The following is a 21,733-nucleotide window of genomic DNA, read 5'->3' as shown; positions in this document are numbered from 1 at the left end:
CCGCCCCCGCCCTCACCCCCCCCCCGCCCTCGGGGGGGGGGGGGGGGGGGGGGGGGGGGGCGGCCCCCCTGCGGGGGGGGGGTGCGCCCCCGCCCGGGGGGTGCGGCTCTGCCGCGGGGCCGGGTCTGCCGCTCAGGGGCAGCTGATGCGGGTGTCGCCCGAATCCGTGGTGCAGGTGTCGGAGTTGGGGCCGCCGTTGGCCGTGTCGTTGTTGGACACGCCGTCGACGGTGTTGAGCTGGTCGGAGCCGTAGTAGCCGGTCAGGGTGTCGTTTCCGGCACCGCCGTACAGGGTGTCGTTGCCGAATCCGCCGTCGACGTTGTCGTTGCCGACGTCGCCGTAGAGGACGTCGGAGCCGTTGCCCCCGCGGATGGTGTCGTTGCCGCCGAGGCCGCAGATCACGTCGTTGCCGGTGGTGCCGACGATCGTCTCACCCGCGCTGGTGCCGATGATCGTGCAGCCTCGGCTGTTGTTCACGGCCGTCGTCGCCGTGGCGGTGTTGTTGGTCGACACCGGGTCTTCCTCCGTGGCGCTGACCGTGACCCTGTTCGTGATGGTGCCGGTCGACCTGGGTTCGACGATCACGGTGACCGTCGCGCTCCCGCCCGGAAGCAGCGAGCTCAGCGTGCAGTTCGCGCCGGTGAAGGTGGTGGTGCAGCTGCCACTGGTGGTCGTGGCCGACACCAGTGTGGCGCCGGCTCCGGAGAGGGTGTCGGCCAGCGTGACGCCGGTGGCGGACGTGGTGGACCCGGCTGCGTTGGCCACCCGCACGGTGTAGGTGACCTGGTTGCCGAGGGCGAGCTGGGTCGCGCCCGACTTGGTGACCGAGAGGTCCGCCCGTGGGGGGGTTGGCGGTGCGGTGCCGCCGGCTTCGTAGCGGGCCAGCGCGAAGTCGCCGTCCGGGCCGCCCGCACCAGCCGCCACGATCTTCCCGTCGGACTGCAGGACCACACCGCGCGCCTGGTCGGAGCCGCCGAAGTCGGTGGTCACGATGCCGTCGCCACCGCCGAAGGTGGTGTCCGGGCTGCCGTTCGGGCCGCGCCGGAGGACGGCGAAGTCGCCGCCGGGCCCGTTGCTTCCGGCGAGGACGATCTTTCCGTCGGACGGCAGCGCCATGTCGTTGACGGGGGCCGGGAGAGTCACCCTGCCGTCGCCGTCGAAGGTGGTGTCCAGGCTGCCGTTGGGCAGGTACCGGGCCATGTCGTCGCCGCCCGCGGCGACGATCTTGCCGTCGGACTGCACGGCCAGCGCCTCCACGCCCTCGTAGTCACCGAAATCGGTCCTCACGATGCCGTCGCCGTCGAACGTGGTGTCCACGCTGCCGTTGCTGTTGTAGCGGATCAGGGCGAAGTCGAAGCGGGTCGTACCGACATTGCCACCTGCGATGATCTTGCCGTCGGCCTGCAACGTCATGGTGCGGCCCATGCCCCCTTCCTCCGCACTCAACGGCGCGGGGTCCGTGGTCACCTCGCCGTCGCCACCGCCGAAGGTGGTGTCCGGGCTGCCGTCGGGGGTGAATTGGGCGAGCGCGAAGCGGCCGCCGGACGTACCCCCGGCCAGAATCCTGCCGTCGGGCCGCACCGCCACCTCGTAGGCCTCGTTCGGGCCACCGCCGAAGTCGGTGGTCACGATGCCGTCGCCACCACCGAAGGTGGTGTCGAGGGTGCCGTTCGCGTTGTAGCGGACCACCGTGAACCAGCAGCAGTTCTCGTACTCGATCCAGCTGCTGCCCACCACGACGACCTTGTGGTCGGGCTGCACCGCCACCCCGTAGGCGTCGTCCCACATGCCGACACCGGAGATGTCGGTGGTCACCCTGCCGTCACCGCCGAAGCCGGTGTCCAGGCTGCCGTCCGGGTTGTAGCGGGCCACCGCGAAGTCGCCCGCCGTCACGTCGTCGTAGGCCGAGCCGGCGACGACGAGCCGGCCGTCGGGCGCCAACGCCGCCTCGCTGCCACTGTCCGTGCTGCCGAAGTCGGTCAGCACCCTGCCGTCGCCGCTGAAGCTCGGGTCCAGGTCGCCCGGGGCGGCCATCGCGGTTCCGGGCAGGGCCAGTACGAGCGCCAGGCACGCGACCGCCACGGCCCCGGCCCGGCCGACCCGCGACCGCCTGCGTAGGGCCGCGAACCGGCAGAACGCCGCTCGCAGCCGTTTCGTGAACATGGGCATGCAGACCCCTCAGCCTCTCGTCGTTGCCCGCGGTCCCCGTGGAGCGGGCGGCGACAGTGTCCCGCCGGGTTCACGGGGCGCCCTCCAGGACCGGGCCGTACTGCGCTCACTGGGCGTTGGGGTCCACCCCGGCGAGTGATCACCACCGGACGACTCGCTGACAGTTTTCCTTGTCGTGCCCTTTCTCGACAGATAATCTTGTCGCATGGATGATTCGGTAGCGATCCCGACCCCGGACAAGAACGACGAGAACTTCTGGACCACCGTCATGACGCAGGTGGAGCCCGCCTGGAGCGAGCCCACCGAGGACGACACGTTCGCCATGGACGACGAAGTGCTCGCAGCGGTCCGCGCACTGGCCGAACGGATCTCGACGCGCGCGCTGGCCTACCGCACCGCCGACAAGCCGTTCGACCCCGCGCTGATGGCCGCTCCCGATGTGCAACTGTCGCTGCTGCGGGCGCTGTACGAAGCCAAGCGGTCCGTCGACCGGCTGGCGGAGAGCGCCGCCACCGTCGCCGGCCGCAGCGGAGCGAACTACACCCAACTCGGAGCGGCCTGGGGCGGCATCAAGCGCCAGTCCGCACGCCTCAAGTGGCCCCACGCGGTGGTCAAAAGGTCCGCCAGTGAGTCCATCCCGCTTCGCTACGCGGGCGGTACCGCCGTCGTCCACCATGACCCGGACGCCGACGCCTGGTGGTACGACGCCACCGCCGCGGACCAGCAGGAGGCGGAGTCCGAGGCCGTGCACGCCACTTACGCCCAGGCCATCGCCGGGGCGACGGAGTTCCTCCTGGCGCACGCCCAGCCCAACCGGCGGGACTCCGCGCGCCCCTGAGCGCCCGGCCCGCGAACGACCGAGCGCCCCACCCGGTGGAAACCGGATGGGGCGCTCGGTGCCGGGTCGGAGGAAGGGTTCCCCCGGGCCCGCGAGGTGTAGGCCATGTCGGACTCGAACCGACAACCAACGGATTAAAAGTCCGCTGCTCTGCCAATTGAGCTAATGGCCCTCCACGTGCTCACCCCAGAGCATAGCCGCAGAGCGCCCGTCAGCCGATCGGGTATCCGCTGCCCGGCCTGTCGACACGCGAAAGGGCCCCTACGAGCGAGTCGTAGGGGCCCTGTCAGGCGATCAGATCAGAACCGACCGTCAGCCGTTGCGCTTCCAGCGCGGCTTGTCGTCGCGGCGGCCGCCGAAGGAGCCGGTGGAACCGGAACCGGAGGGACGGTGGTCGTCGCGGCGGCCGTACGGGCGGTCGCCGGCGCCGCCGGAGCGGAAGCCACCGGACGGACGGTCGTCACGACGGTCGCGGTTGAACGGGCGGTCGCCGCCACCGGAGCGGAAGCCGCCGGAGGTGCGGTCGTCACGGTTGTACGTGCCGTTGCCCGTGGACGGACGGTCGCCACCGGAACGGAAGCCACCCGACGGACGGTCGTCGCGACGGAAACCACCACGGTCGCCACCACGGTCATCGCGGTTGAAACCACCCGAGGGGCGGTCGTCGCGACGGAAGCCACCACCGGCGGGACGGTCGCCACCGGAACGGAAGCCACCCGACGGACGGTCGTCGCGACGGAAACCACCACGGTCGCCACCACGGTCGTCACGGTTGAAACCACCCGACGGACGGCCGCCACGGTCACCACGGTCGTCGCGGCGGAAGCCGCCACGGTCACCACCGCGGTCGCCGCCACGGTTGTCGCGGCGCTCGAAGTTGCCGCGGTCGTCGCGCTGGGCGCGCTGCTCCTCGCGGCGCTCCTGCGCGGCCAGTTCGGCGGCAGCGGCGGCGGCAGCGGCAGCGACCTCGGCCTCGGCGGCCTCGGCCACCTCGGCGACAGCGGCCTCCGGGTCCTCGCCACGCTCACGCGCGGAGCGGGCGACCAGACGGTCGGCCTCCTCGCGCAGCTCCACGGCACGGCGCGACAGGCGCTCCAGCTGCTTGGTGAGCTCGGCGACCTCGCGCTCGGCCTGCTTCGCGGCGTTGTTCGCGGAGTCGGCCTGGACCTCGGTCAGCGAACGCGCACCGGTGATCTCGGCGACCTCCGGCTCGAACGCGCCGGCGCCCTGGACGATGTGGCGCGAGGCGTCGACGCCCGCGTCCTCCATCAGGCGGAAGATCTGGCGACGCTGGTGCGGCAGGGCCAGGGAGACCACGACACCCGACTTGCCAGCGCGGGCGGTACGGCCCGAGCGGTGCAGGTAGTCCTTGTGGTCGCCGGCCGGGTCCACGTTCAGGACCAGGTCGATGCCGTCGACGTGGATGCCGCGGGCGGCGACGTCCGTGGCGACGAGCGCGTTGACGTAACCGTCCTTGAAGTCCGCGAGGACGCGGGTGCGGGCACCCTGCGTCATGCCGCCGTGCAGCGCGTCGGCCTTCACGCCGGCCTCGACGAGCTGCTCGGCGATGCGGTCGGCGCCCAGCTGGGTGCGGACGAAGATGATGGTGCGGCCCTTGCGGGCGGCGATGGCGGCCGTGACCGGCGCCTTGTCCTTCGGCTTCACGACGAGGACGTGGTGCGTCATGGTCGTGACGTTGCCCTGCGCGCTGTCGACCTCGTGCGTGACGGGGTTGGACAGGTAGCGCTTGACCAGGGTGCCGATCTCGTTCTCCATGGTGGCGGAGAAGAGCATGCGCTGGCCGCCGCCGGGGATCTGGTCGAGCAGCTCGGTGACCTCGGGCAGGAAGCCCAGGTCGGCCATCTGGTCGGCCTCGTCGAGGACCGCGACCGAGACGTTCTCCAGGGAGCAGGCGCCGCGGTTGATGATGTCGCGCAGACGGCCCGGGGTGGCGACGAGGACGTCGACACCGCGCTCCAGAGCGTAGATCTGGTTGCTCATGGAAGTACCGCCGCAGACGACCTTCATCTTGAGGCCGAGCACGTCGCCGTAGGGCTGGAGGGCGTCCGCGACCTGCATCGCGAGCTCACGGGTCGGCGTGAGGATGATCGCGCGGGGCTTCTTCTTCTCGGTGAAGCCGCCGGCCAGCGTGGCCAGGGTCGGCAGACCGAAGGAGAGCGTCTTGCCGGAGCCGGTGCGGCCACGGCCGAGGATGTCCTTGCCGGCCAGGGCGTCCGGGATGGTCGCGGCCTGGATCGGGAAGGGGGTGGTGACGCCGTTCTGCGCGAGCTTGCGCACGACGCCCTCCGGCAGACCGAGGTCCGCGAAGGTGATCGTGGGCTCGGCGTCGGCGTCGTCGGCCTCGGCGTCCGCGCCGGCGGCGGAGGTGTCGGCCTCGTCGTCGAAGTCGACGGGGTCGATGGACTGGTCGGTCGTCACGTCGGCCTCAAGAGCCTCGATGATCTCGTCTGCGACGATCTCGTTCGAGTCGTTCTCGGGCATGACGGCACGGTCAGAACTGGAAATGGACATGCGAAATGCGAAACCTTCCGGAGTCTCGGCACGCGCCCAAACTCCGTGAATCGCAAATCGACCGCCTCAATGCGGTCAGCCACGGCTAGGGAGAGTACGCGCCACGCGGCGCTCTTCGGATTCGGCGCCGGGCAATGGGATCAAACGATCTATAACCATACGCACCCTCCCCGGGGTCTGGCAAGTCACTCCAGGAAAATACCCTCTGACCTGCAACGATGCCGGATCCCCGGGGGAGGTCAGCCCGTGATTGCCTGCGACCTAGGCCCCGGAATCCGGGGCCGGCTGGTCGCTGGGTTCCGGCTGCGGGGTGGACGGAGTCGGAGTGGGTTCCGTCACAGGCGGGGTGGTGGCCGGCGGCTGCGGGGTCGGGCCGGCCGACGGCTGGCCGCCGCCCGAGCCGCCCGAGCCGCCCGATCCACCGGAACCTCCCGATCCACCGGCGCCGCCCGAGCCGCCGGAACCACCGGATCCGCCCGTCGTCGGCTCCTGGGGCCCCTGACCGCCCGCGCCGCCGCCCGCGCCGGCCGACGGCACGGGAACGCCCGGCTGCCCGCTCGGCGCGCCCGGGCCGGGCGAGGCACCGGTCGCGCCGGAGGCCTTGCCGTCGCCCTCGGTCTTGCCGTCCTGGTTCCCCGTACCGTCCTTCGCGCCGCGGCCACTGCCGTGCACCCCGGCGCCCTTCCCGGAAGCGGAACCTCCGCCCGCCGCGGCGCCGCCCCGGCGGTCCGCCGACGAGGAGGGCCCGGGCTTCGCCTCGTCCTGTCCGACGCTCATGCAGCCCGCCGCGGCCGCGACCGCGAGCGCGGTGACGGCCAGTCGGAGGGGAGCGGACAACTGGCGCACAGGGCACCTCCGGAGCCTGAGGGTGGGTCGACTAGCGGCGTCGACTGGCGGCGTCCTCTAGCGGGTCAATGTGCCCAACTCCCTTTGACCCGTAAGGGACACGCCCTCAGGCGAACAGCTGCCGGGCCACCTGTGATCCGAGATGTACGGCGCCCAGCCCGACCAGCACCGACGCCATCACGTTCGCCGCGGCCAGGAACTTCCATCCGCGCTCGACGAGCCTCAGCGTCTCGTAGGAGAACGTCGAGTACGTGCTCAGCGCCCCGCACAGCCCGGTCCCCAGCAGCAGCACCAGCCGCGAGGAGGCCGCCCCCGCCAGCGCCGCCCCGGTCAGCACCCCCAACAGCAGGCACGCGGCCGCGTTCACCACGAAGGTCCCCCACGGGAACACCGAATCGTGGCGCGCCTGCACCGCCCGGTCCGTCAGGTAGCGCAGCGGCGCGCCGACGGCCGCCCCCACCACCACGAGCAGCCAGTTCACCGCGCGGGCACCCGCCGGCGCCGCCCCCGGACCGCGAGCCGCGTCACCGCGGCCGCCGCCCACACCGCGCCCAGCGCCGCCACCACGGTGAGCCCGGCGTACGCCAGGGCGGTGCCCGCCTCACCCTCGTCCAGGAGCCGCGAGAAATCGACGGCGTAGGTGGAGAACGTGGTGAAGCCGCCGAGCACCCCGACCCCCACGAACGGCCGCACCAGCGGATGCGGCGCGGCCCGCCCGCCCTCGCTGATCAGCACCATCAGCACGCCGATCAGCGCACACCCGGCCACGTTGATCCACAAGGTCGCCCACGGAAAGTCCCCCGGCCCGGCCGGCCACAGCAGCGAGATCCCGTACCGCGCCGTGCCCCCGACGGCCCCGCCCGCCGCCACCGCCGCGAGCACCCGGCCCTGCGGTTCGGCGCCCTGCGCGGGCACGTGGAGGTCGACGTCCGGGTCGATCGCCTCGGCGCCGGGGACCGGCCGGGTCACCCGTACCCCAGGGCGTGCAGGCGTTCGTCGTCGATCCCGAAGTGGTGGGCGATCTCGTGGACCACGGTGACCTCCGTCTCCGCGACCACGCTCTCCCGGTCCTCGCACATGCGCAACGTGGGGTTGCGGTAGATGGTGATCCGGTCCGGCAGCACCCCGGCGTACCACTCGCCGCGGTCCGTCAGCGGGGTCCCCTCGTACAGCCCGAGCAGCTCGGGATCGTGGGCGGGCGGCTCGTCCTCGACGAACACCGCCACGTTGTCCATCAGCCGCGTCAGCTCCGGCGGAATGCGGTCCAGGGCCTCTGCGACGAGCTCTTCGAACTCCTCGCGCGTCATCTCCAGCACCGGGCCATTGTCCCCCGCGGGCGGGCGCCACTCCCGCCTGCGGGGGAAACCGTTTTGGCGATAGCTCCCCGGATCCCATATGCTTCTCACGTCCCCGACGCGCTGAAAAGTGCCCGGCGGGCCTTTAGCCCTCATCGTCTAGTGGCCCAGGACGCCGCCCTTTCAAGGCGGTAGCACGGGTTCGAATCCCGTTGGGGGTACGCATTACCGTGTGCGAGACTTGTTCTCGCACGCTGCAAGGTCCTGTGGAGCAGTTGGTTAGCTCGCCACCCTGTCAAGGTGGAGGTCGCGGGTTCAAGTCCCGTCAGGATCGCCGGAACCGGAAACGGTTCCTTGGTCGGGTAGCTCAGTTGGTACGAGCGATCGCCTGAAAAGCGATAGGTCGCCGGTTCGACCCCGGCCCCGACCACGTGAAGAAGCCCCGTCCATCGGACGGGGCTTCTTGCGTTACTCCGTCTCCCTCTCGGCCCGCCGGGTCCCGCGCCGCCACTGCACCAGCCCGACGGCCACCGCCCCCGCTCCGACCAGTCCGAGCAGCACCTGGTCCGGGACCGCGTCCGCCACCGACTGGACCCACGCCTCCACCGCGTACGAGTCGTCCACGTCCAGCAGCCCCGGCAGTGCGCTCGCCCCGTCGTAGACGAGGAACAGCGCGCCCAGGGTGATGAAGAACAGCCCGGACAGCAGCGAGGTGGTGTGCAGCTCGAAGCGGCCCACGGTGACGGCCCGGCCGCGCAGCCAGCGCCGCTTGCCGAGCTCGAACCGCTCCCAGAGCAGGGCCAGCAGGAACAGGGGCACGGCCATCCCCAGCGCGTAGACGGCCAGCAGCAGGCCGCCGTAGACGGGGCTGCCGCTGACCGCCGCCACCGTCAGGACGCTGCCCAGGATCGGGCCGGCGCAGAAGCCGGCCAGCCCGTAGACCGCGCCGAGGGCGTACACCGACAGGGCGGTGGTCGGCCGGATCCGGCCGGACAACTCCGCGATGCGCTTCGAGGCGAAGCCGAGGCCGAGGATCTGCGCGAGCCCGAGCGCGATGATCAGCCAGCCGCCCGCGAGGACGAGGGCCTCGCGGTTGCCGTGGAAGAACCGCCCGGCGTACGAACCGGCCGCCCCCAGCGGTACGAGGGTGCTCGCGAGGCCCGCGTAGAAGATCCCGGTGCGGGCGAGGAGGCGGGAGGGGGAGTCGATCGAGTACGCGAAGAAGGCGGGCAACAGCAGGGCGCTGCACGGGCTGAGCAGGGCGAGGAGGCCGCCGAGCAGGGCGGCCAGGTATCCGATGTCGGTCACTGCTTCGCCGCCGCCGCCTCGGCCTTGGCCTGGGTCTTGGCCTCGGCGATGGCGGCCTCGAAGGCCTGGAGCGGCTGCGCGCCGGCTATTGGCTTGCCGCCCACCAGGAAGGAGGGGGTGGAGGTGACACCGATGCCGTAGCCCTCGTCCTGGTCCCTCTTCAAGGCCGCCGCGGCCTGCTCCCCGGCCATGTCCGCCTTGAACCGCTCCAGGTCGGGGACCCCGGCCTGGCGGGCCAACTCCACCAGCCGGTCCTCGCCGAAGCCCTTCTCCTTCGCCCCCTCGGCGTACGCGGCCGCGTGGAACTGCTCGAACCGGTCCTGCTGCCCGGCCGCCCAGGCCGCCTTGGCCGCGGCCTCGGACTCGGCGCCGAAGATCGGGAAGTTCCGCCACTCGATGCGGAGGGTGCCGTCCGCCACGTACTTCTTCACCAGTTCGGGCTCGGTGTCGCGGGCGAACTTCCCGCAGTAGCCGCACTTGAAGTCCGAGTACTCGATCAGCACCACGGGCGCGTCGGCGCGGCCCACGGCGAGCTTGTCGCCGGCCTCGCGGCGGGCGAGCGCCTTCAGCTGCGCGGCGGCGGGGTCGGTCCGGGGCGCGGCGGCCGCGGCGGACCCGCGGGAGCCCTTCTCGGCTGGGGCGGTGGCCTGCCAGGACACGATCCCGAACGTGACGGCGGCGACGGCGACCCCGGCGGAGATGAGGAGGGGCTTGCGGGAGGAGGAAGAGGACGAACGAGAGGACATGCGGGTGCGTGCTCCAGAGCTACGGGTGAGGGGCGGACCGGCGACGGCTGCGGGAGGCTGTCGCGGTCTTTCGGATCGGGCCGGTGAGAGGGCGGGCCCGGACGGCCGGTGAAAAGGGCGGGCCCGGACGGGGTCGGGCCGGTGAGGGGGCTGGCGGGACCGGCCGGGGCGGTCGCCGGTTGGCTGCGCCGCTCGGGCGGGACTTGGCTGGGCCCGGCCGGGGCCGGGCGCGCGCCGGGGCGTCTCCTCGGGCGCCGAACGTTTCCAGGGGGCGGAGGGCCGAGGGTGGCTGCGTTCGGCGCCCTGCGGGGACGCCCCGGCCCACACCCGTCCCCGTCCGGGCCGGCGGGTGCCGGCCTGGGCCCTGGGGACACCCCCTGGCATCACGGACCCGCGCGCGGGAGGCCGCGAGGAGCCCCGCCGCCGGGCGGGGCCGCGCGGCTCCCGATCGCCGGCCCGGACCGGCACGCCCGGGCCACCGCGACCATCGGGAGGCACCACGCTCCGGAGCGTGACCTGCTCGGCATACGTGGGGCCTCTCACGGAAAAGGGGGGCGGTGGACTCGTCCCGAAATGGTACGGGTCCACCCGACAAATGCGTTCGCCACCCGGAGGGGCCAGGTGAGATCCTCGATCAGGTATGTCTACTTCCTTCGCCGCCCTGCAGACGCTTCTCGGTGAGATCTCCCTCCGTGACGCGCACCGCCTCGGCCGCCGCCTCGAAGGCGCCCGCCGTATCCGCAAGCCCGAGGCCAAGCAGGCCGTGCTCGACGAGATCGCCGCGGAGGCCACGAAGGCCGCCGCGCGACTGGCCGGCCGTGCCTCGCGGATGCCGGAGGTCACGTATCCCGAGAACCTGCCCGTCAGCCAGAAGAAGGACGAGATCGCCGAGGCGATACGCGACCACCAGGTCGTGATCGTCGCGGGCGAGACCGGCTCCGGCAAGACGACGCAGATCCCCAAGATCTGCATGGAGCTGGGCCGCGGCGTCCGGGGCATGATCGGGCACACCCAGCCCCGCCGGATCGCGGCCCGCACCGTCGCGGAGCGGATCGCCGAGGAGCTGAAGTCCGAGATCGGCCAGACGGTCGGCTGGAAGGTCCGGTTCACCGACCAGGTGGACCAGGACGCGACCTTCGTGAAGCTGATGACCGACGGCATCCTGCTCGCCGAGATCCAGACGGACCGCGAGCTGCGCGCGTACGACACGATCATCATCGACGAGGCCCACGAGCGGTCGCTGAACATCGACTTCCTGCTCGGCTACCTGGCCACGCTGCTGCCGAAGCGCCCCGACCTCAAGGTGATCATCACCTCGGCGACCATCGACCCCGAGCGCTTCTCCCGACACTTCGGGGACGCCCCGATCGTCGAGGTCAGCGGGCGGACGTATCCGGTCGAGGTCCGCTACCGGCCCCTCCTGGAGGAGGATTCCGAGGAGAGCGACCGGGACCAGATCACCGCGATCTGCGACGCGGTGGACGAGCTCCAGGCCGAGGGTCCCGGCGACATCCTGGTCTTCCTGTCCGGCGAGCGCGAGATCCGCGACACCGCGGACGCGCTGATCAAGAAGAACCTCCGATTCACCGAAGTGCTCCCCCTCTACGCGCGGCTCTCGCACGCCGAGCAGCACCGCGTGTTCCAGCAGCACACCGGACGCCGGATCGTGCTCGCGACCAACGTCGCCGAGACCTCCCTCACCGTCCCGGGCATCAAGTACGTGATCGACCCGGGCACCGCCCGGATCTCCCGCTACAGCCATCGCACCAAGGTGCAGCGGCTGCCCATCGAGCGCATCTCGCAGGCCAGCGCCAACCAGCGCAAGGGCCGCTGCGGCCGTACCAGCGACGGCATCTGCATCCGGCTGTTCTCCGAGGACGACTTCAACGCCCGCCCGGAGTTCACGGACGCCGAGATCCTGCGCACGAACCTGGCCTCCGTCATCCTCCAGATGACCGCGGCCGGCCTCGGCGAGATCGAGAAGTTCCCCTTCATCGACCCGCCGGACCACCGCAACATCCGCGACGGCGTACAGCTCCTCCAGGAGCTCGGGGCGCTCGACCCGACGGAGAAGGATCCGAAGAAGCGGCTCACGCAGATGGGGCGCCAGCTGTCCCAGCTCCCCGTGGACCCGCGCCTGGCGCGCATGGTCGTCGAGGCCGACAAGAACAACTGCGTCCGCGAGGTCATGGTCATCGCGGCGGCCCTGTCCATCCAGGACCCGCGGGAGCGGCCCTCGGACAAGCAGACCCAGGCCGACCAGAACCACGCCCGCTTCAAGGACGAGACCAGCGACTTCCTCTCGTTCCTGAACATGTGGCGCTACGTCCGCGAGCAGCAGAAGGAGCGCGGCTCGTCCTCGTTCCGCCGGATGTGCAAGCAGGAGTACCTGAACTTCCTGCGGATCCGCGAGTGGCAGGACATCTACTCGCAGCTGCGCACGGTCGCCAAGACGATGGGCATCCACGTCAACGAGGCCGACGCGCCCGAGACGAGCATCCACATCTCGCTGCTGGCCGGTCTGCTCTCGCACATCGGGCTCAAGGACACCGACAAGAACGAGTACCTGGGCGCCCGGTCGGCCAAGTTCGCGATCTTCCCGGGTTCCGCGCTGTTCAAGAAGCAGCCGAAGTTCCTGATGTCGGCGGAGCTGGTGGAGACCTCGCGGCTGTGGGCGCGGGTCAACGCCAAGGTGGAGGCGGAGTGGGTCGAGCCGCTCGCGCAGCACCTGATCAAGCGCACGTACAGCGAGCCGCACTGGGAGAAGGACCAGGCGGCCGTGATGGCGTACGAGAAGGTCACGCTGTACGGCGTGCCGATCGTCGCCCAGCGGAAGATCAACTACGGCCGGATCGACCCCGAGGTCTCGCGCGAGCTGTTCATCCGCAATGCGCTCGTCGAGGGCGACTGGCGGACCCACCACAAGTTCTACGCCGACAACCGCAAGCTCCTCACCGAGGTGGAGGAGCTGGAGAACCGGGCCCGGCGCCGCGACATCGTGGTGGACGACGAGACCCTCTTCGACTTCTACGACCAGAAGATCCCCGAGCACGTGGTCTCCGGGGCGCACTTCGACTCCTGGTGGAAGCACAAGAAGCGCGACGAGCCCGAACTCCTCGACTTCGAGCGCGAGATGCTGCTGACCGAGAAGGCGGCCGGGGTCACCAAGGCCGACTACCCGGACACCTGGCGGCAGGGGCAGCTGAAGTTCCGGGTGACCTACCAGTTCGAGCCGGGCGCGGACGCGGACGGCGTGACCGTCCACATCCCGCTCCAGGTGCTGAACCAGGTCACCGACGAGGGCTTCGACTGGCAGATCCCGGGCCTGCGGGAGGAAGTCGTCACCGAGCTGATCCGCTCGTTGCCGAAGCCGATCCGCCGGCACTACGTACCCGCGCCGAACTTCGCGGGCCGGTTCCTGGACACCGCCGTGCCGCTGCAGGAGCCGCTGCCGGTGACCTTGGCGCGCGAGCTCCAGCGGATGGTCGGCGTACCCGTTTCCGCAGAGGACTTCGACCTCACCCGTATCCCGGACCACCTGAAGATCACCTTCCGGATCGTCGACGAGCGCCGCAAGAACCTCGCCGAGGACAAGGACCTGGAGGCGCTGCGCCTGCGCCTGAAGCCGAAGGCCCGCCAGGCACTCTCCAAGGCCGCCGCGGCCACCGCCGAGCGGGCGGGCGGGGAGTCTGTGGAACGGACCGGGCTGACCGACTGGACGATCGGCACGCTGACCAAGGTCTTCGAGACCCGGCGGGCGGGCCAGCCGGTGAAGGCGTACCCGGCGCTGGTGGACGAGGGCGCGACCGTCTCCGTACGGCTCTTCGACACCGAGGCGGAGCAGCAGCAGGCGATGTGGCTGGGCACCCGGCGCCTCATCCTGCTGAACATCCCGGTGAATCCGGCGAAGTTCGCCTCGGACCACCTGACGAACCAGCAGAAGCTGGCCCTGTCCAGGAACCCGCACGGCTCCATCCAGGCGCTGTTCGACGACTGCGCCACCGCCGCGACCGACAAGCTGATCGCCGACCACGGCGGCCCCGCGTGGGACGAGGCGGGCTTCCGCAAGCTCTACGAGGCGGTGCGCGCCGACCTGGTGGACACCACCGTGCGGACGGTGAGCCAGGTCCAGCAGGTGCTGGCCGCCTGGCAGGCGTGCGAGCGGCGGCTGAAGTCCACGAGCAGCCTGGCCCTGGTCGCCAACATCCAGGACGTGAAGACGCAGCTGGCGGCCCTCATGCCCGCCGGCTTCGTGACGCTCACCGGGCTGCGCCGACTGGCTGACCTGATGCGCTACCTGGTGGCGGCGGACCGGCGGCTCCAGCAGATGCCCACGGGCGTCCAGCGCGACACCACGCGCATGGAGAAGGTCCACGAGATGCAGGACGAGTACGCCTGGCTCCTGGAGCAGCTGCCGAAGGGCCGGCCGGTGCCGGCCGCGGTCACGGACATCCGCTGGATGATCGAGGAACTGCGGGTCAGTTACTTCGCGCACGCGCTCGGGACGGCGTACCCGATCTCCGACAAGCGCATCGTGAAGGCGGTGGACGCGGCGGCCCCGCCGTCGGCCCGATGACCGGCTCCGTGATCCGGTTCGACTGCACCCCCTGAGCTGCGGTACAGTCTGATTCGCAGCCGCCGAGCGGCCGCAAATCGAGGACCTGTGGAGCAGTTGGTTAGCTCGCCACCCTGTCAAGGTGGAGGTCGCGGGTTCAAGTCCCGTCAGGTTCGCAGAAACGTCAGGGCCCGTATCCCCCAGGGGATACGGGCCCTGACGCGTTGGGGGGCGCGGACGCCTGGGCGGCCTTGGGCCGGCTTTTGGGGCGCCCAAAGTGCCCATCGGTCGCCCGAGTGTCACCCGAGGGGCCCCGGCGTCGTACAGGGGGCCTCAGGGGCGCGCATAAGCCCTCGTGGGGCCGCATGAATCCTCACAGAGGGATGCGGTACCGACCGGTCGGGGCGCGATCCCCCTTCCGGCCCGTCTTCCGCCCGCCGCCCGGGCCGGGCGTTCCGGAGAATCCCTCGTTCGCATGATGCGCTCCGCCGCGCACGTCCCCTTACGGGGTGCATTGCCGGAAATACAAGAGTGATCATCTGTGACGGGAGTCACCACATGAGTTTTTGAGACTCGCACATTTATCGCACCCCTACGCGACCTCGATTTAATATGTGCAATGGCACCTACCCGGCCAGCACTGCCCGGGTCGGCCCGATACGCCCTGACCAGCGCATAAAAAAGATCGCGCTGGACCCGGCGGAGTCCAGCGCGATCGAACGACATGAGCCTGTTGGGGCAGGATCCGTCGTATGAAGCCATGTGGGTTTCATCGGATTGGGGGACCCGATATAGACCCGTTAAAACGGGGTTCTGCGGGGTGCTGCTGAACCTCAGGCCTCGCTGCGCTGCTGCGGAATTCCCGCAAGCAGGGCGCGAACTTCGGCCTCGCGGTAACGGCGGTGTCCACCCAGGGTGCGGATGGACGTGAGCTTGCCAGCCTTGGCCCAGCGGGTCACCGTCTTCGGGTCCACGCGGAACATCGTGGCAACCTCAGCCGGGGTCAGCAGCGGCTCGGCATCAGGGGTGCGAGCGGTCATGAGCGGCCTCCTCGGGAGAACCGAACCATCTCGGTTCTTTCCTCTAAATTCTGCACCTTGGCCCGCGTTGCCCGAAATGGACATACGCGGGCCGAGTCGGTTATAGGACGAACGGCTTGTCCTCGGCACTACAACTACACCATCCGTCCAGCCCCAAGGGCCAAACCGACGGAATTGCCCTCCGAGGTGTTCATCAGCGGTCGGAAGCCGATGGACCGTCCCATAACGGACAGTCACCCCACTGTGACGATCAGTCACAGAGCGATCAGGAGTCGTCAGACCCCCCGTAGAGCGCAATGCCGAGCATTCCGCCCTTAGTTGGGCGGAAGGAACCCTCCCCGGACTCCTTGTCCTATTTTGGCACGAGGGTAGGGGAAGGGCGCAAGGGTGTGGTTAGTGCGGTCCGTCACGCTTGGGCCAATGGCCCGTATCGGGACGTAGGTCCTGGTACTACGTCCCGAATGCCACGATCAGGCCTCTGATCAGCTGGTTGTGACCGATCGACCGATACGCACCGGTACGGTACGGGGCTCCACGGGCCCCGCGGGGCCCGGAAAGTTCTGCGTCACTAATTCGCGAACAGTCTCTCCCGGACCGCCCTCCAGCGTTCCGCCAACACCTCATAAGCGTCGGCAGCCCCTCTGGTGTCACCCGCCCGCAGCGCCGCGACCCCCGCCGCCAGCTCCCCCGCGGACCGGTCGGCCTCCAGCCGGTCCGCCGGGAGCGCGTGCAGCAGCCCGCCGTAGTCCAGCTCGACCATCGACTTCGGGTGGAACTCCTCCAGCCAGCTCCCGACCTCCACCAGGCCGTCGGCGAGCATCCCGTAGCCTTCCGCCTCCCGCAGCGTCCGCAGCGCCCGCGCGAGCCGGCGCCGGGCCTGCACCATCGGCGTCCGGTAGCGCAGCCGCGTCCCCGGCAGGTACTCCCGCTCCTCGTCGGCCACCAGCACGAACCAGCGCAGCGGGACCTGCCACACCCCCGTACGGATCCACGGCCGGGCGTCCGGGTTCCGCTCGCGCCAGCGCTCGTACTCCTCCGTGGTCCTGCGGCGGGCCGCCGGCGGGAGCGCCGCGTCGAGCACCGGGAGCGGGAACCACTCGACCAGCTCCTGGAGCGCCAGCCAGCCGCGCAGCCTGGTCCGCCACGGGCAGACCAGCAGCACCCCGTCGACCTCCGCCGTGAAGGCGTCCGCGCTCTCGTGGGCCGGCACCCCCACCACCGGGACCCGTACCAAGTCGGTGAGCGACCGGCGCAGTTCGTCCTGCGCCGTCGGGGTCACCCCGCGCCGGGCGTAATCCGCCCAGTGCGCGCGCTCCGCCTCGGGGAAGGCGACGAGGGGCTCGTAGACGCGCAGGTAGGAGGCGTACGGAACGGTCGGCGCCGAGCGCACGGAGGGCAGCGGGGGATCGGGGGTTTCGCTCACGCTCTCGTACTCCCCCCGGCGGCCCCGGCGTACTCCGGACACCCCCTCGTACTCCGGGAGGGTTCCGATCTCCGGACAGGTCACCCCCGCACGCCCCGTAGGTCTTACTCTGCTCCCAGCACGCTCTCCCCCACCCGCAGGGCGGGCGTGAATTCCGCCGCATCTCTTCCATGGGAGTCACCACCGTGACCGAAATGACCGACGGCGTCCTGCACACCCTGTTCCGTACGGAGCAGGGCGGACACGAGCAAGTCGTGCTCTGCCAGGACCGCGCCACCGGCCTCAAGGCCGTCATCGCCATCCACTCCACCGCCCTGGGCCCCGCCCTCGGCGGTACGCGCTTCCACGCGTACGCCTCCGACGAGGAGGCCGTCCAGGACGCGCTCAACCTCTCGCGCGGCATGTCGTACAAGAACGCCCTCGCCGGTCTCGACCTGGGCGGCGGCAAGGCCGTGATCATCGGCGACCCCGACGTCTTGAAGTCCGAGGAACTGCTGCTGGCCTACGGCCGGTTCGTCGAGTCCCTCGGCGGCCGCTACGTGACGGCCTGCGACGTCGGCACGTACGTGGCGGACATGGACGTCGTGGCCCGCGAGACCCGCTGGGCCACCGGCCGCTCCCCCGAGAACGGCGGGGCGGGCGACTCCTCGGTGCTCACCGCCTTCGGTGTGTTCCAGGGCATGCGCGCCAGCGCCCAGCACGTGTGGGGCGACCCGACGCTGCGCGGCCGCAAGGTCGGCGTCGCCGGCGTCGGCAAGGTCGGCCACTACCTGGTCGAGCACCTGCTGGAGGACGGCGCCGAGGTCGTGATCACGGACGTGCGCGAGGAGTCCGTGCAGCGGATCCTCGACAAGCACCCGGGCAAGGTCACCGCGGTCGCCGACACCGACGCCCTGATCCGCGTCGAGGGCCTGGACATCTACGCCCCCTGCGCGCTCGGCGGTGCCCTGAACGACGACACCGTGCCGGCCCTCACGGCCAGGATCGTCTGCGGTGCGGCCAACAACCAGCTGGCCCACGCCGGGATCGAGAAGGACCTGGAGGACCGCGGGATCCTCTACGCCCCGGACTACGTGGTCAACGCGGGCGGCGTGATCCAGGTCGCCGACGAGCTCGTCGGCTTCGACTTCGACCGCTGCAAGGCCAAGGCCACGAAGATCTTCGACACCACCCTGGAGATCTTTGCTCGGGCGAAGACGGACGGCATCCCGCCGGCCGCCGCAGCCGACCGGATCGCGGAGCAGCGGATGGCCGACGCGCGCGGCGCCCGCGCGGTCTGACCCCTCTCGGGGCACTTGGGCGCGCGCCCGCCGGGGTGTGGGGAGACAGAACTCACTGCACTTCGGCGGGTCGCGGGCCAGGAAAGCGTTAAAATCGCGGTTGACCAGCGAGGACGGGGCGCCTTGTTGGTTCTGCACCGGGGCGCGTCATGCGGGCGGCGTACCGTATGGCCGCGGAAGCAGGTACCGTTAAACCCCTACGGACGGTCTCTCCACGGAGAGCCCGCTCCGAACCATGAACGCGTGTCAGACTCTGGGGCCGTCGAGCCCCGTCACCGAGGGGGTCGAGCCATGGGGCGCGGCCGGGCCAAGGCCAAGCAGACAAAGGTCGCCCGCCAGCTGAAGTACAACAGCGGCGGGACTGACCTCTCGCGTCTGGCCAATGAGCTGGGCGCATCGCCGACAGAGCCGCTGCCTATCAGCGAGCCGGTCGAAGTCGATGACGATCTGGACGACGACGACCCGTACGCCAAGTACGCGGATCTGTACAACAGCGATGACGACGACGAGGACGAAGAGTCCGGTCCGTCGGCACAGCGTCGCGGCGCTTGACGCTCCAGGGCGTCTGCACCAAAAGATCAAAAACTGAAACCCGGTCCCGGGCATTGCCCAGGGCCGGGTTTCAGTGCTGCTCAGCTCGCGTAGGAACCGGTGAGGGTCGCACCCTCGGTACGGTCGCCGCGGTCCAGGATCTCTCCCGCGACCCAGGCGTCGACGCCCCGGTCGGCCAGCGCGGTCAGGGCCACGTCCACCGACTCCTGCGGAACGACGGCCATCATGCCGACGCCCATGTTCAGGGTCTTCTCCAGCTCCAGCTGCTCCACCTGTCCGGCCTTGCCGACCAGGTCGAAGATCGCGCCGGGGGTCCAGGTGGACCGGTCGACCGTGGCGTGCAGGTGGTCCGGGATCACCCGGGCCAGGTTCGCCGCGAGGCCACCGCCGGTGATGTGCGAGTACGCGTGGACCTCGGCCGTACGGGTGAGGGCCATGCAGTCCAGCGAGTAGATCTTGGTGGGCTCGAGGAGCTCCTCGCCGAGGGTCCGGCCGAGCTCCGCGATCTCCTGCTCCAGGGACATCCCGGCCCGGTCGAAGAGGACGTGCCGGACCAGCGAGTACCCGTTCGAGTGAAGGCCGGACGAAGCCATCGCGATGACGGCGTCCCCCGTACGGATGCGATCCGCGCCCAGCAGCCGGTCGTACTCGACGACACCCGTGCCGGCGCCCGCCACGTCGAAGTCGTCCGGACCCAGCAGGCCCGGGTGTTCGGCGGTCTCGCCGCCCACCAGGGCGCAGCCGGCGAGGACGCAGCCCTCGGCGATGCCCTTGACGATGGCCGCGACACGCTCGGGGTGGACCTTGCCGACGCAGATGTAGTCGGTCATGAAGAGCGGTTCGGCGCCGCAGACGACGATGTCGTCCATGACCATCGCGACCAGGTCGTGGCCGATGGTGTCGTACACGCCGAGCTGTCGGGCGATGTCGACCTTGGTGCCGACCCCGTCGGTGGCCGAGGCGAGCAGCGGGCGCTCGTAGCGCTTGAGGGCGGATGCGTCGAAGAGACCGGCGAAGCCGCCGAGGCCACCGAGGACCTCGGGGCGCTGCGTCTTCTTCACCCACTCCTTCATCAGCTCGACGGCGCGGTCTCCCGCTTCGATGTCCACACCCGCGGCTGCGTAGCTGGCACCGGTGGTCTTCTCTGTCATGACAGGAGAGAGCTTTCGTGTCGTTACTGCGATTGATGCCGGGCCCTGGGAGAAGCCTCAAAGACAGGGCCCGGCGCAGGTTGAGCCTGGGGGTCCCCCAGACGAGGACGAGGCCTGGGGGAGGGAGCCGCGGACTACGGGCGGCGGAGCGCGTCGGCGGCGTCCGTGCCGCCGGCCAACTCGTTCTCCAGGAGCTGCTTGCCCAGGAGCTGCGGGTCGGGCAGCTCCATCGGGTACTCGCCGTCGAAGCAGGCACGGCAGAGGTTGGGCTTCTGGATGGTCGTCGCCTCGATCATCGCGTCGAGTGAGATGTACGAGAGCGAGTCCGCGCCGAGCGACGTGGCGATCTCGTCGACCGTCATGCCGTTGGCGATCAGCTCGGCCCGGGTGGCGAAGTCGATGCCGAAGAAGCACGGCCACTTCACCGGCGGCGAGGAGATCCGGATGTGGACCTCGGCCGCGCCGGCCTCGCGGAGCATCTTCACGAGGGCGCGCTGGGTGTTGCCGCGGACGATCGAGTCGTCGACGACCACCAGGCGCTTGCCCCGGATGACTTCCTTGAGGGGGTTGAGCTTGAGGCGGATGCCGAGCTGGCGGATCGTCTGCGAGGGCTGGATGAAGGTCCGGCCCACGTAGGCGTTCTTGACCAGGCCGGAGCCGTACGGAATCCCGCTGGCCTCGGCGTATCCGACGGCTGCGGGCGTGCCCGACTCCGGCGTCGCTATCACCAGATCGGCGTCGACCGGGGCTTCCTTGGCCAGGCGCCGACCCATCTCGACGCGCGAGAGGTAGACGTTCCGGCCGGCGATGTCGGTGTCCGGGCGCGCCAGGTAGACGTACTCGAAGACACAGCCCTTGGGCTTCGCTTCCGCGAATCGAGAGGTGCGCAGACCGTTCTCGTCGATCGCGATGAGCTCGCCCGGCTCGACCTCGCGGACGAAGCTGGCGCCGCAGATGTCGAGGGCCGCGGTCTCGCTCGCGACCACCCAGCCGCGCTCCAGGCGGCCGAGGACCAGCGGGCGGATGCCCTGCGGGTCACGGGCGGTGTAGAGGGTCCCCTCGTCCATGAAGACGAGCGAGAAGGCGCCCTTGACCTGAGGCAGGACCTTGGCGGCCGATTCCTCGATGGTCAGGGGCTTGCCCTCGTCGTCGGTCTGGCCGGCGAGCAGGGCGGTCACGAGATCGGTGTCATTGGTCGCGGCCACCTGGGTGGCGCGGCCGTCCTGACGCGGGAGGTCGGCGACCATCTCGGCGAGCTCGGCGGTGTTCACCAAGTTGCCGTTGTGACCCAGGGCAATGGAGCCGTGGGCGGTCGCACGGAAGGTGGGCTGAGCGTTCTCCCAGACGGAGGCTCCGGTGGTCGAGTAGCGGGCGTGACCGACCGCGATATGACCTTGGAGCGAGCCGAGGGAGGTTTCGTCGAAGACCTGGGAAACGAGTCCCATGTCCTTGAAGACGAGGATCTGGGAACCGTTGCTCACAGCGATTCCCGCGGACTCTTGTCCGCGGTGCTGCAATGCATACAGTCCGAAGTAGGTGAGCTTGGCGACCTCTTCACCCGGAGCCCAGACACCGAAGACGCCGCAAGCGTCCTGGGGGCCCTTTTCGCCGGGGAGCAGGTCGTGGTTGAGTCGTCCATCACCACGAGGCACACCCCGAGTGTAGGCGAGATCGACCACTGGTCCGAATTCGCGACCGCCGGGAAATGTCACAGCACAGAGGGTGACGGCACACCTGCGTCTCGGTATTCGGATGCTTTGTTGACAGCTACAAGAGTGCTCGTACAGGCTCTCGACCCATGCAGCCTCTCGGTGACCGTTCCGTCACCCTCGTCGAGCGCCGCCACGTAGACCTGGTCCGTGTAGCGAGCGCCATCTGTCGCCCGTAGCCATGCGGCGCGGCACAGTGATCCCCGGCTGAGCATTTCCTGCTTCTGACCCCGTCCGGGTCCAGGCAGGCCTTGACCTTTCGGCCGCTCCGCGCCCCCTTTCCGCTGCG

Annotated in this window: 17 protein-coding genes and 5 tRNA genes; 9 read left to right on the top strand and 13 right to left on the bottom strand. The window is 70.3% G+C overall.

Annotated features, from left to right (window positions below; all coding sequences use genetic code 11):
* Nucleotides 1–132: 132 nt before the first annotated feature.
* A complete protein-coding gene (locus tag ACFV9H_RS24260; protein ID WP_385401709.1) occupies nt 133–2,169 on the bottom strand; it encodes a calcium-binding protein in 2,037 nt (678 codons plus the stop codon).
* A gap of 205 nt (nt 2,170–2,374) precedes the next feature.
* Between ACFV9H_RS24260 and ACFV9H_RS24255 the strand changes: the two genes are divergently transcribed.
* Entirely contained in the window at nt 2,375–3,007 is a 633-nt protein-coding gene (locus ACFV9H_RS24255; RefSeq protein ID WP_385401707.1) for a hypothetical protein, read from the top strand.
* 99 nt (nt 3,008–3,106) lie between these two features.
* Here ACFV9H_RS24255 and ACFV9H_RS24250 read toward each other — a convergent pair.
* From ACFV9H_RS24250 to ACFV9H_RS24225, 6 genes are all read right to left on the bottom strand, one after another.
* A tRNA-Lys gene (locus ACFV9H_RS24250) sits at nt 3,107–3,179 on the bottom strand.
* Between the two features lie 140 nt (nt 3,180–3,319).
* Nucleotides 3,320–5,509, bottom strand: coding sequence for a DEAD/DEAH box helicase (locus ACFV9H_RS24245; protein ID WP_385401704.1), 2,190 nt, complete (start codon nt 5,507–5,509; stop codon nt 3,320–3,322).
* A 291-nt stretch (nt 5,510–5,800) separates the two neighbouring features.
* Nucleotides 5,801–6,376: a hypothetical protein gene (locus tag ACFV9H_RS24240; protein ID WP_385401703.1), complete on the bottom strand. Its 576-nt coding sequence runs from the start codon at nt 6,374–6,376 to the stop codon at nt 5,801–5,803.
* 115 nt (nt 6,377–6,491) lie between these two features.
* Nucleotides 6,492–6,866, bottom strand: coding sequence for a fluoride efflux transporter CrcB (crcB, locus tag ACFV9H_RS24235; RefSeq protein ID WP_385401702.1), 375 nt, complete (start codon nt 6,864–6,866; stop codon nt 6,492–6,494).
* Complete coding sequence (locus ACFV9H_RS24230; protein ID WP_385401700.1) at nt 6,863–7,354, bottom strand: CrcB family protein; 492 nt, start codon at nt 7,352–7,354, stop codon at nt 6,863–6,865. The genes crcB and ACFV9H_RS24230 overlap by 4 nt, the downstream gene beginning before the upstream one ends.
* Entirely contained in the window at nt 7,351–7,701 is a 351-nt protein-coding gene (locus ACFV9H_RS24225; RefSeq protein ID WP_365172323.1) for a metallopeptidase family protein, read from the bottom strand. The genes ACFV9H_RS24230 and ACFV9H_RS24225 overlap by 4 nt, the downstream gene beginning before the upstream one ends.
* 127 nt (nt 7,702–7,828) lie before the next feature.
* Between ACFV9H_RS24225 and ACFV9H_RS24220 the strand changes: the two genes are divergently transcribed.
* The 3 genes from ACFV9H_RS24220 (at nt 7,829) to ACFV9H_RS24210 (ending at nt 8,110) form a co-directional block, all read left to right on the top strand.
* A tRNA-Glu gene (locus ACFV9H_RS24220) sits at nt 7,829–7,901 on the top strand.
* 39 nt (nt 7,902–7,940) lie between these two features.
* A tRNA-Asp gene (locus ACFV9H_RS24215) sits at nt 7,941–8,014 on the top strand.
* A gap of 22 nt (nt 8,015–8,036) precedes the next feature.
* A tRNA-Phe gene (locus ACFV9H_RS24210) sits at nt 8,037–8,110 on the top strand.
* A 38-nt stretch (nt 8,111–8,148) separates the two neighbouring features.
* Here the strand turns inward: ACFV9H_RS24210 and ACFV9H_RS24205 are convergent.
* Complete coding sequence (locus ACFV9H_RS24205) at nt 8,149–8,988, bottom strand: cytochrome c biogenesis CcdA family protein (protein WP_385401697.1); 840 nt, start codon at nt 8,986–8,988, stop codon at nt 8,149–8,151.
* Entirely contained in the window at nt 8,985–9,734 is a 750-nt protein-coding gene (locus ACFV9H_RS24200; protein ID WP_385401694.1) for a DsbA family protein, read from the bottom strand. The genes ACFV9H_RS24205 and ACFV9H_RS24200 overlap by 4 nt, the downstream gene beginning before the upstream one ends.
* A 640-nt stretch (nt 9,735–10,374) precedes the next feature.
* Between ACFV9H_RS24200 and hrpA the strand changes: the two genes are divergently transcribed.
* Nucleotides 10,375–14,310: an ATP-dependent RNA helicase HrpA gene (gene hrpA, locus ACFV9H_RS24195; protein WP_385401691.1), complete on the top strand. Its 3,936-nt coding sequence runs from the start codon at nt 10,375–10,377 to the stop codon at nt 14,308–14,310.
* 81 nt (nt 14,311–14,391) lie between these two features.
* Nucleotides 14,392–14,465 (top strand) — tRNA-Asp (locus ACFV9H_RS24190).
* Nucleotides 14,466–15,122: 657 nt separating this feature from the next.
* On the opposite strand, the gene bldC is transcribed toward ACFV9H_RS24190, so the two are convergent.
* Both bldC and ACFV9H_RS24180 read right to left on the bottom strand, forming a co-directional pair.
* Complete coding sequence (bldC, locus tag ACFV9H_RS24185; protein ID WP_003949541.1) at nt 15,123–15,329, bottom strand: developmental transcriptional regulator BldC; 207 nt, start codon at nt 15,327–15,329, stop codon at nt 15,123–15,125.
* 568 nt (nt 15,330–15,897) lie between these two features.
* The gene (locus ACFV9H_RS24180) at nt 15,898–16,752 is read right to left on the bottom strand and encodes a hypothetical protein (RefSeq protein WP_385401688.1); all 855 of its coding nucleotides are present in this window, start codon (nt 16,750–16,752) and stop codon (nt 15,898–15,900) included.
* A 185-nt stretch (nt 16,753–16,937) separates the two neighbouring features.
* Here ACFV9H_RS24180 and ACFV9H_RS24175 point away from each other — a divergent pair, with 185 nt between their 5' ends.
* Complete coding sequence (locus tag ACFV9H_RS24175) at nt 16,938–18,032, top strand: Leu/Phe/Val dehydrogenase (protein ID WP_385401686.1); 1,095 nt, start codon at nt 16,938–16,940, stop codon at nt 18,030–18,032.
* 291 nt (nt 18,033–18,323) lie between these two features.
* Nucleotides 18,324–18,584: a DUF3073 domain-containing protein gene (locus ACFV9H_RS24170; RefSeq protein ID WP_031141582.1), complete on the top strand. Its 261-nt coding sequence runs from the start codon at nt 18,324–18,326 to the stop codon at nt 18,582–18,584.
* Between the two features lie 80 nt (nt 18,585–18,664).
* On the opposite strand, the gene purM is transcribed toward ACFV9H_RS24170, so the two are convergent.
* Nucleotides 18,665–19,735 (bottom strand): phosphoribosylformylglycinamidine cyclo-ligase, encoded by a 1,071-nt coding sequence (gene purM / locus ACFV9H_RS24165; protein ID WP_385401684.1) that lies wholly within the window; start codon nt 19,733–19,735, stop codon nt 18,665–18,667.
* 134 nt (nt 19,736–19,869) lie between these two features.
* Nucleotides 19,870–21,387, bottom strand: coding sequence for an amidophosphoribosyltransferase (purF, locus tag ACFV9H_RS24160; protein ID WP_365172331.1), 1,518 nt, complete (start codon nt 21,385–21,387; stop codon nt 19,870–19,872).
* A 146-nt stretch (nt 21,388–21,533) separates the two neighbouring features.
* Here purF and ACFV9H_RS24155 point away from each other — a divergent pair, with 146 nt between their 5' ends.
* A complete protein-coding gene (locus ACFV9H_RS24155) occupies nt 21,534–21,623 on the top strand; it encodes a putative leader peptide (RefSeq protein ID WP_376657969.1) in 90 nt (29 codons plus the stop codon).
* Nucleotides 21,624–21,733: the final 110 nt, after the last annotated feature.

The sequence above is a fragment of the Streptomyces sp. NPDC059874 genome (genome assembly GCF_042731135.1).
Classification (GTDB): domain Bacteria; phylum Actinomycetota; class Actinomycetes; order Streptomycetales; family Streptomycetaceae; genus Streptomyces.
Note: the sequence above shows the minus strand (reverse complement) of the source record. Positions and strands in the feature narration are given on the sequence as shown.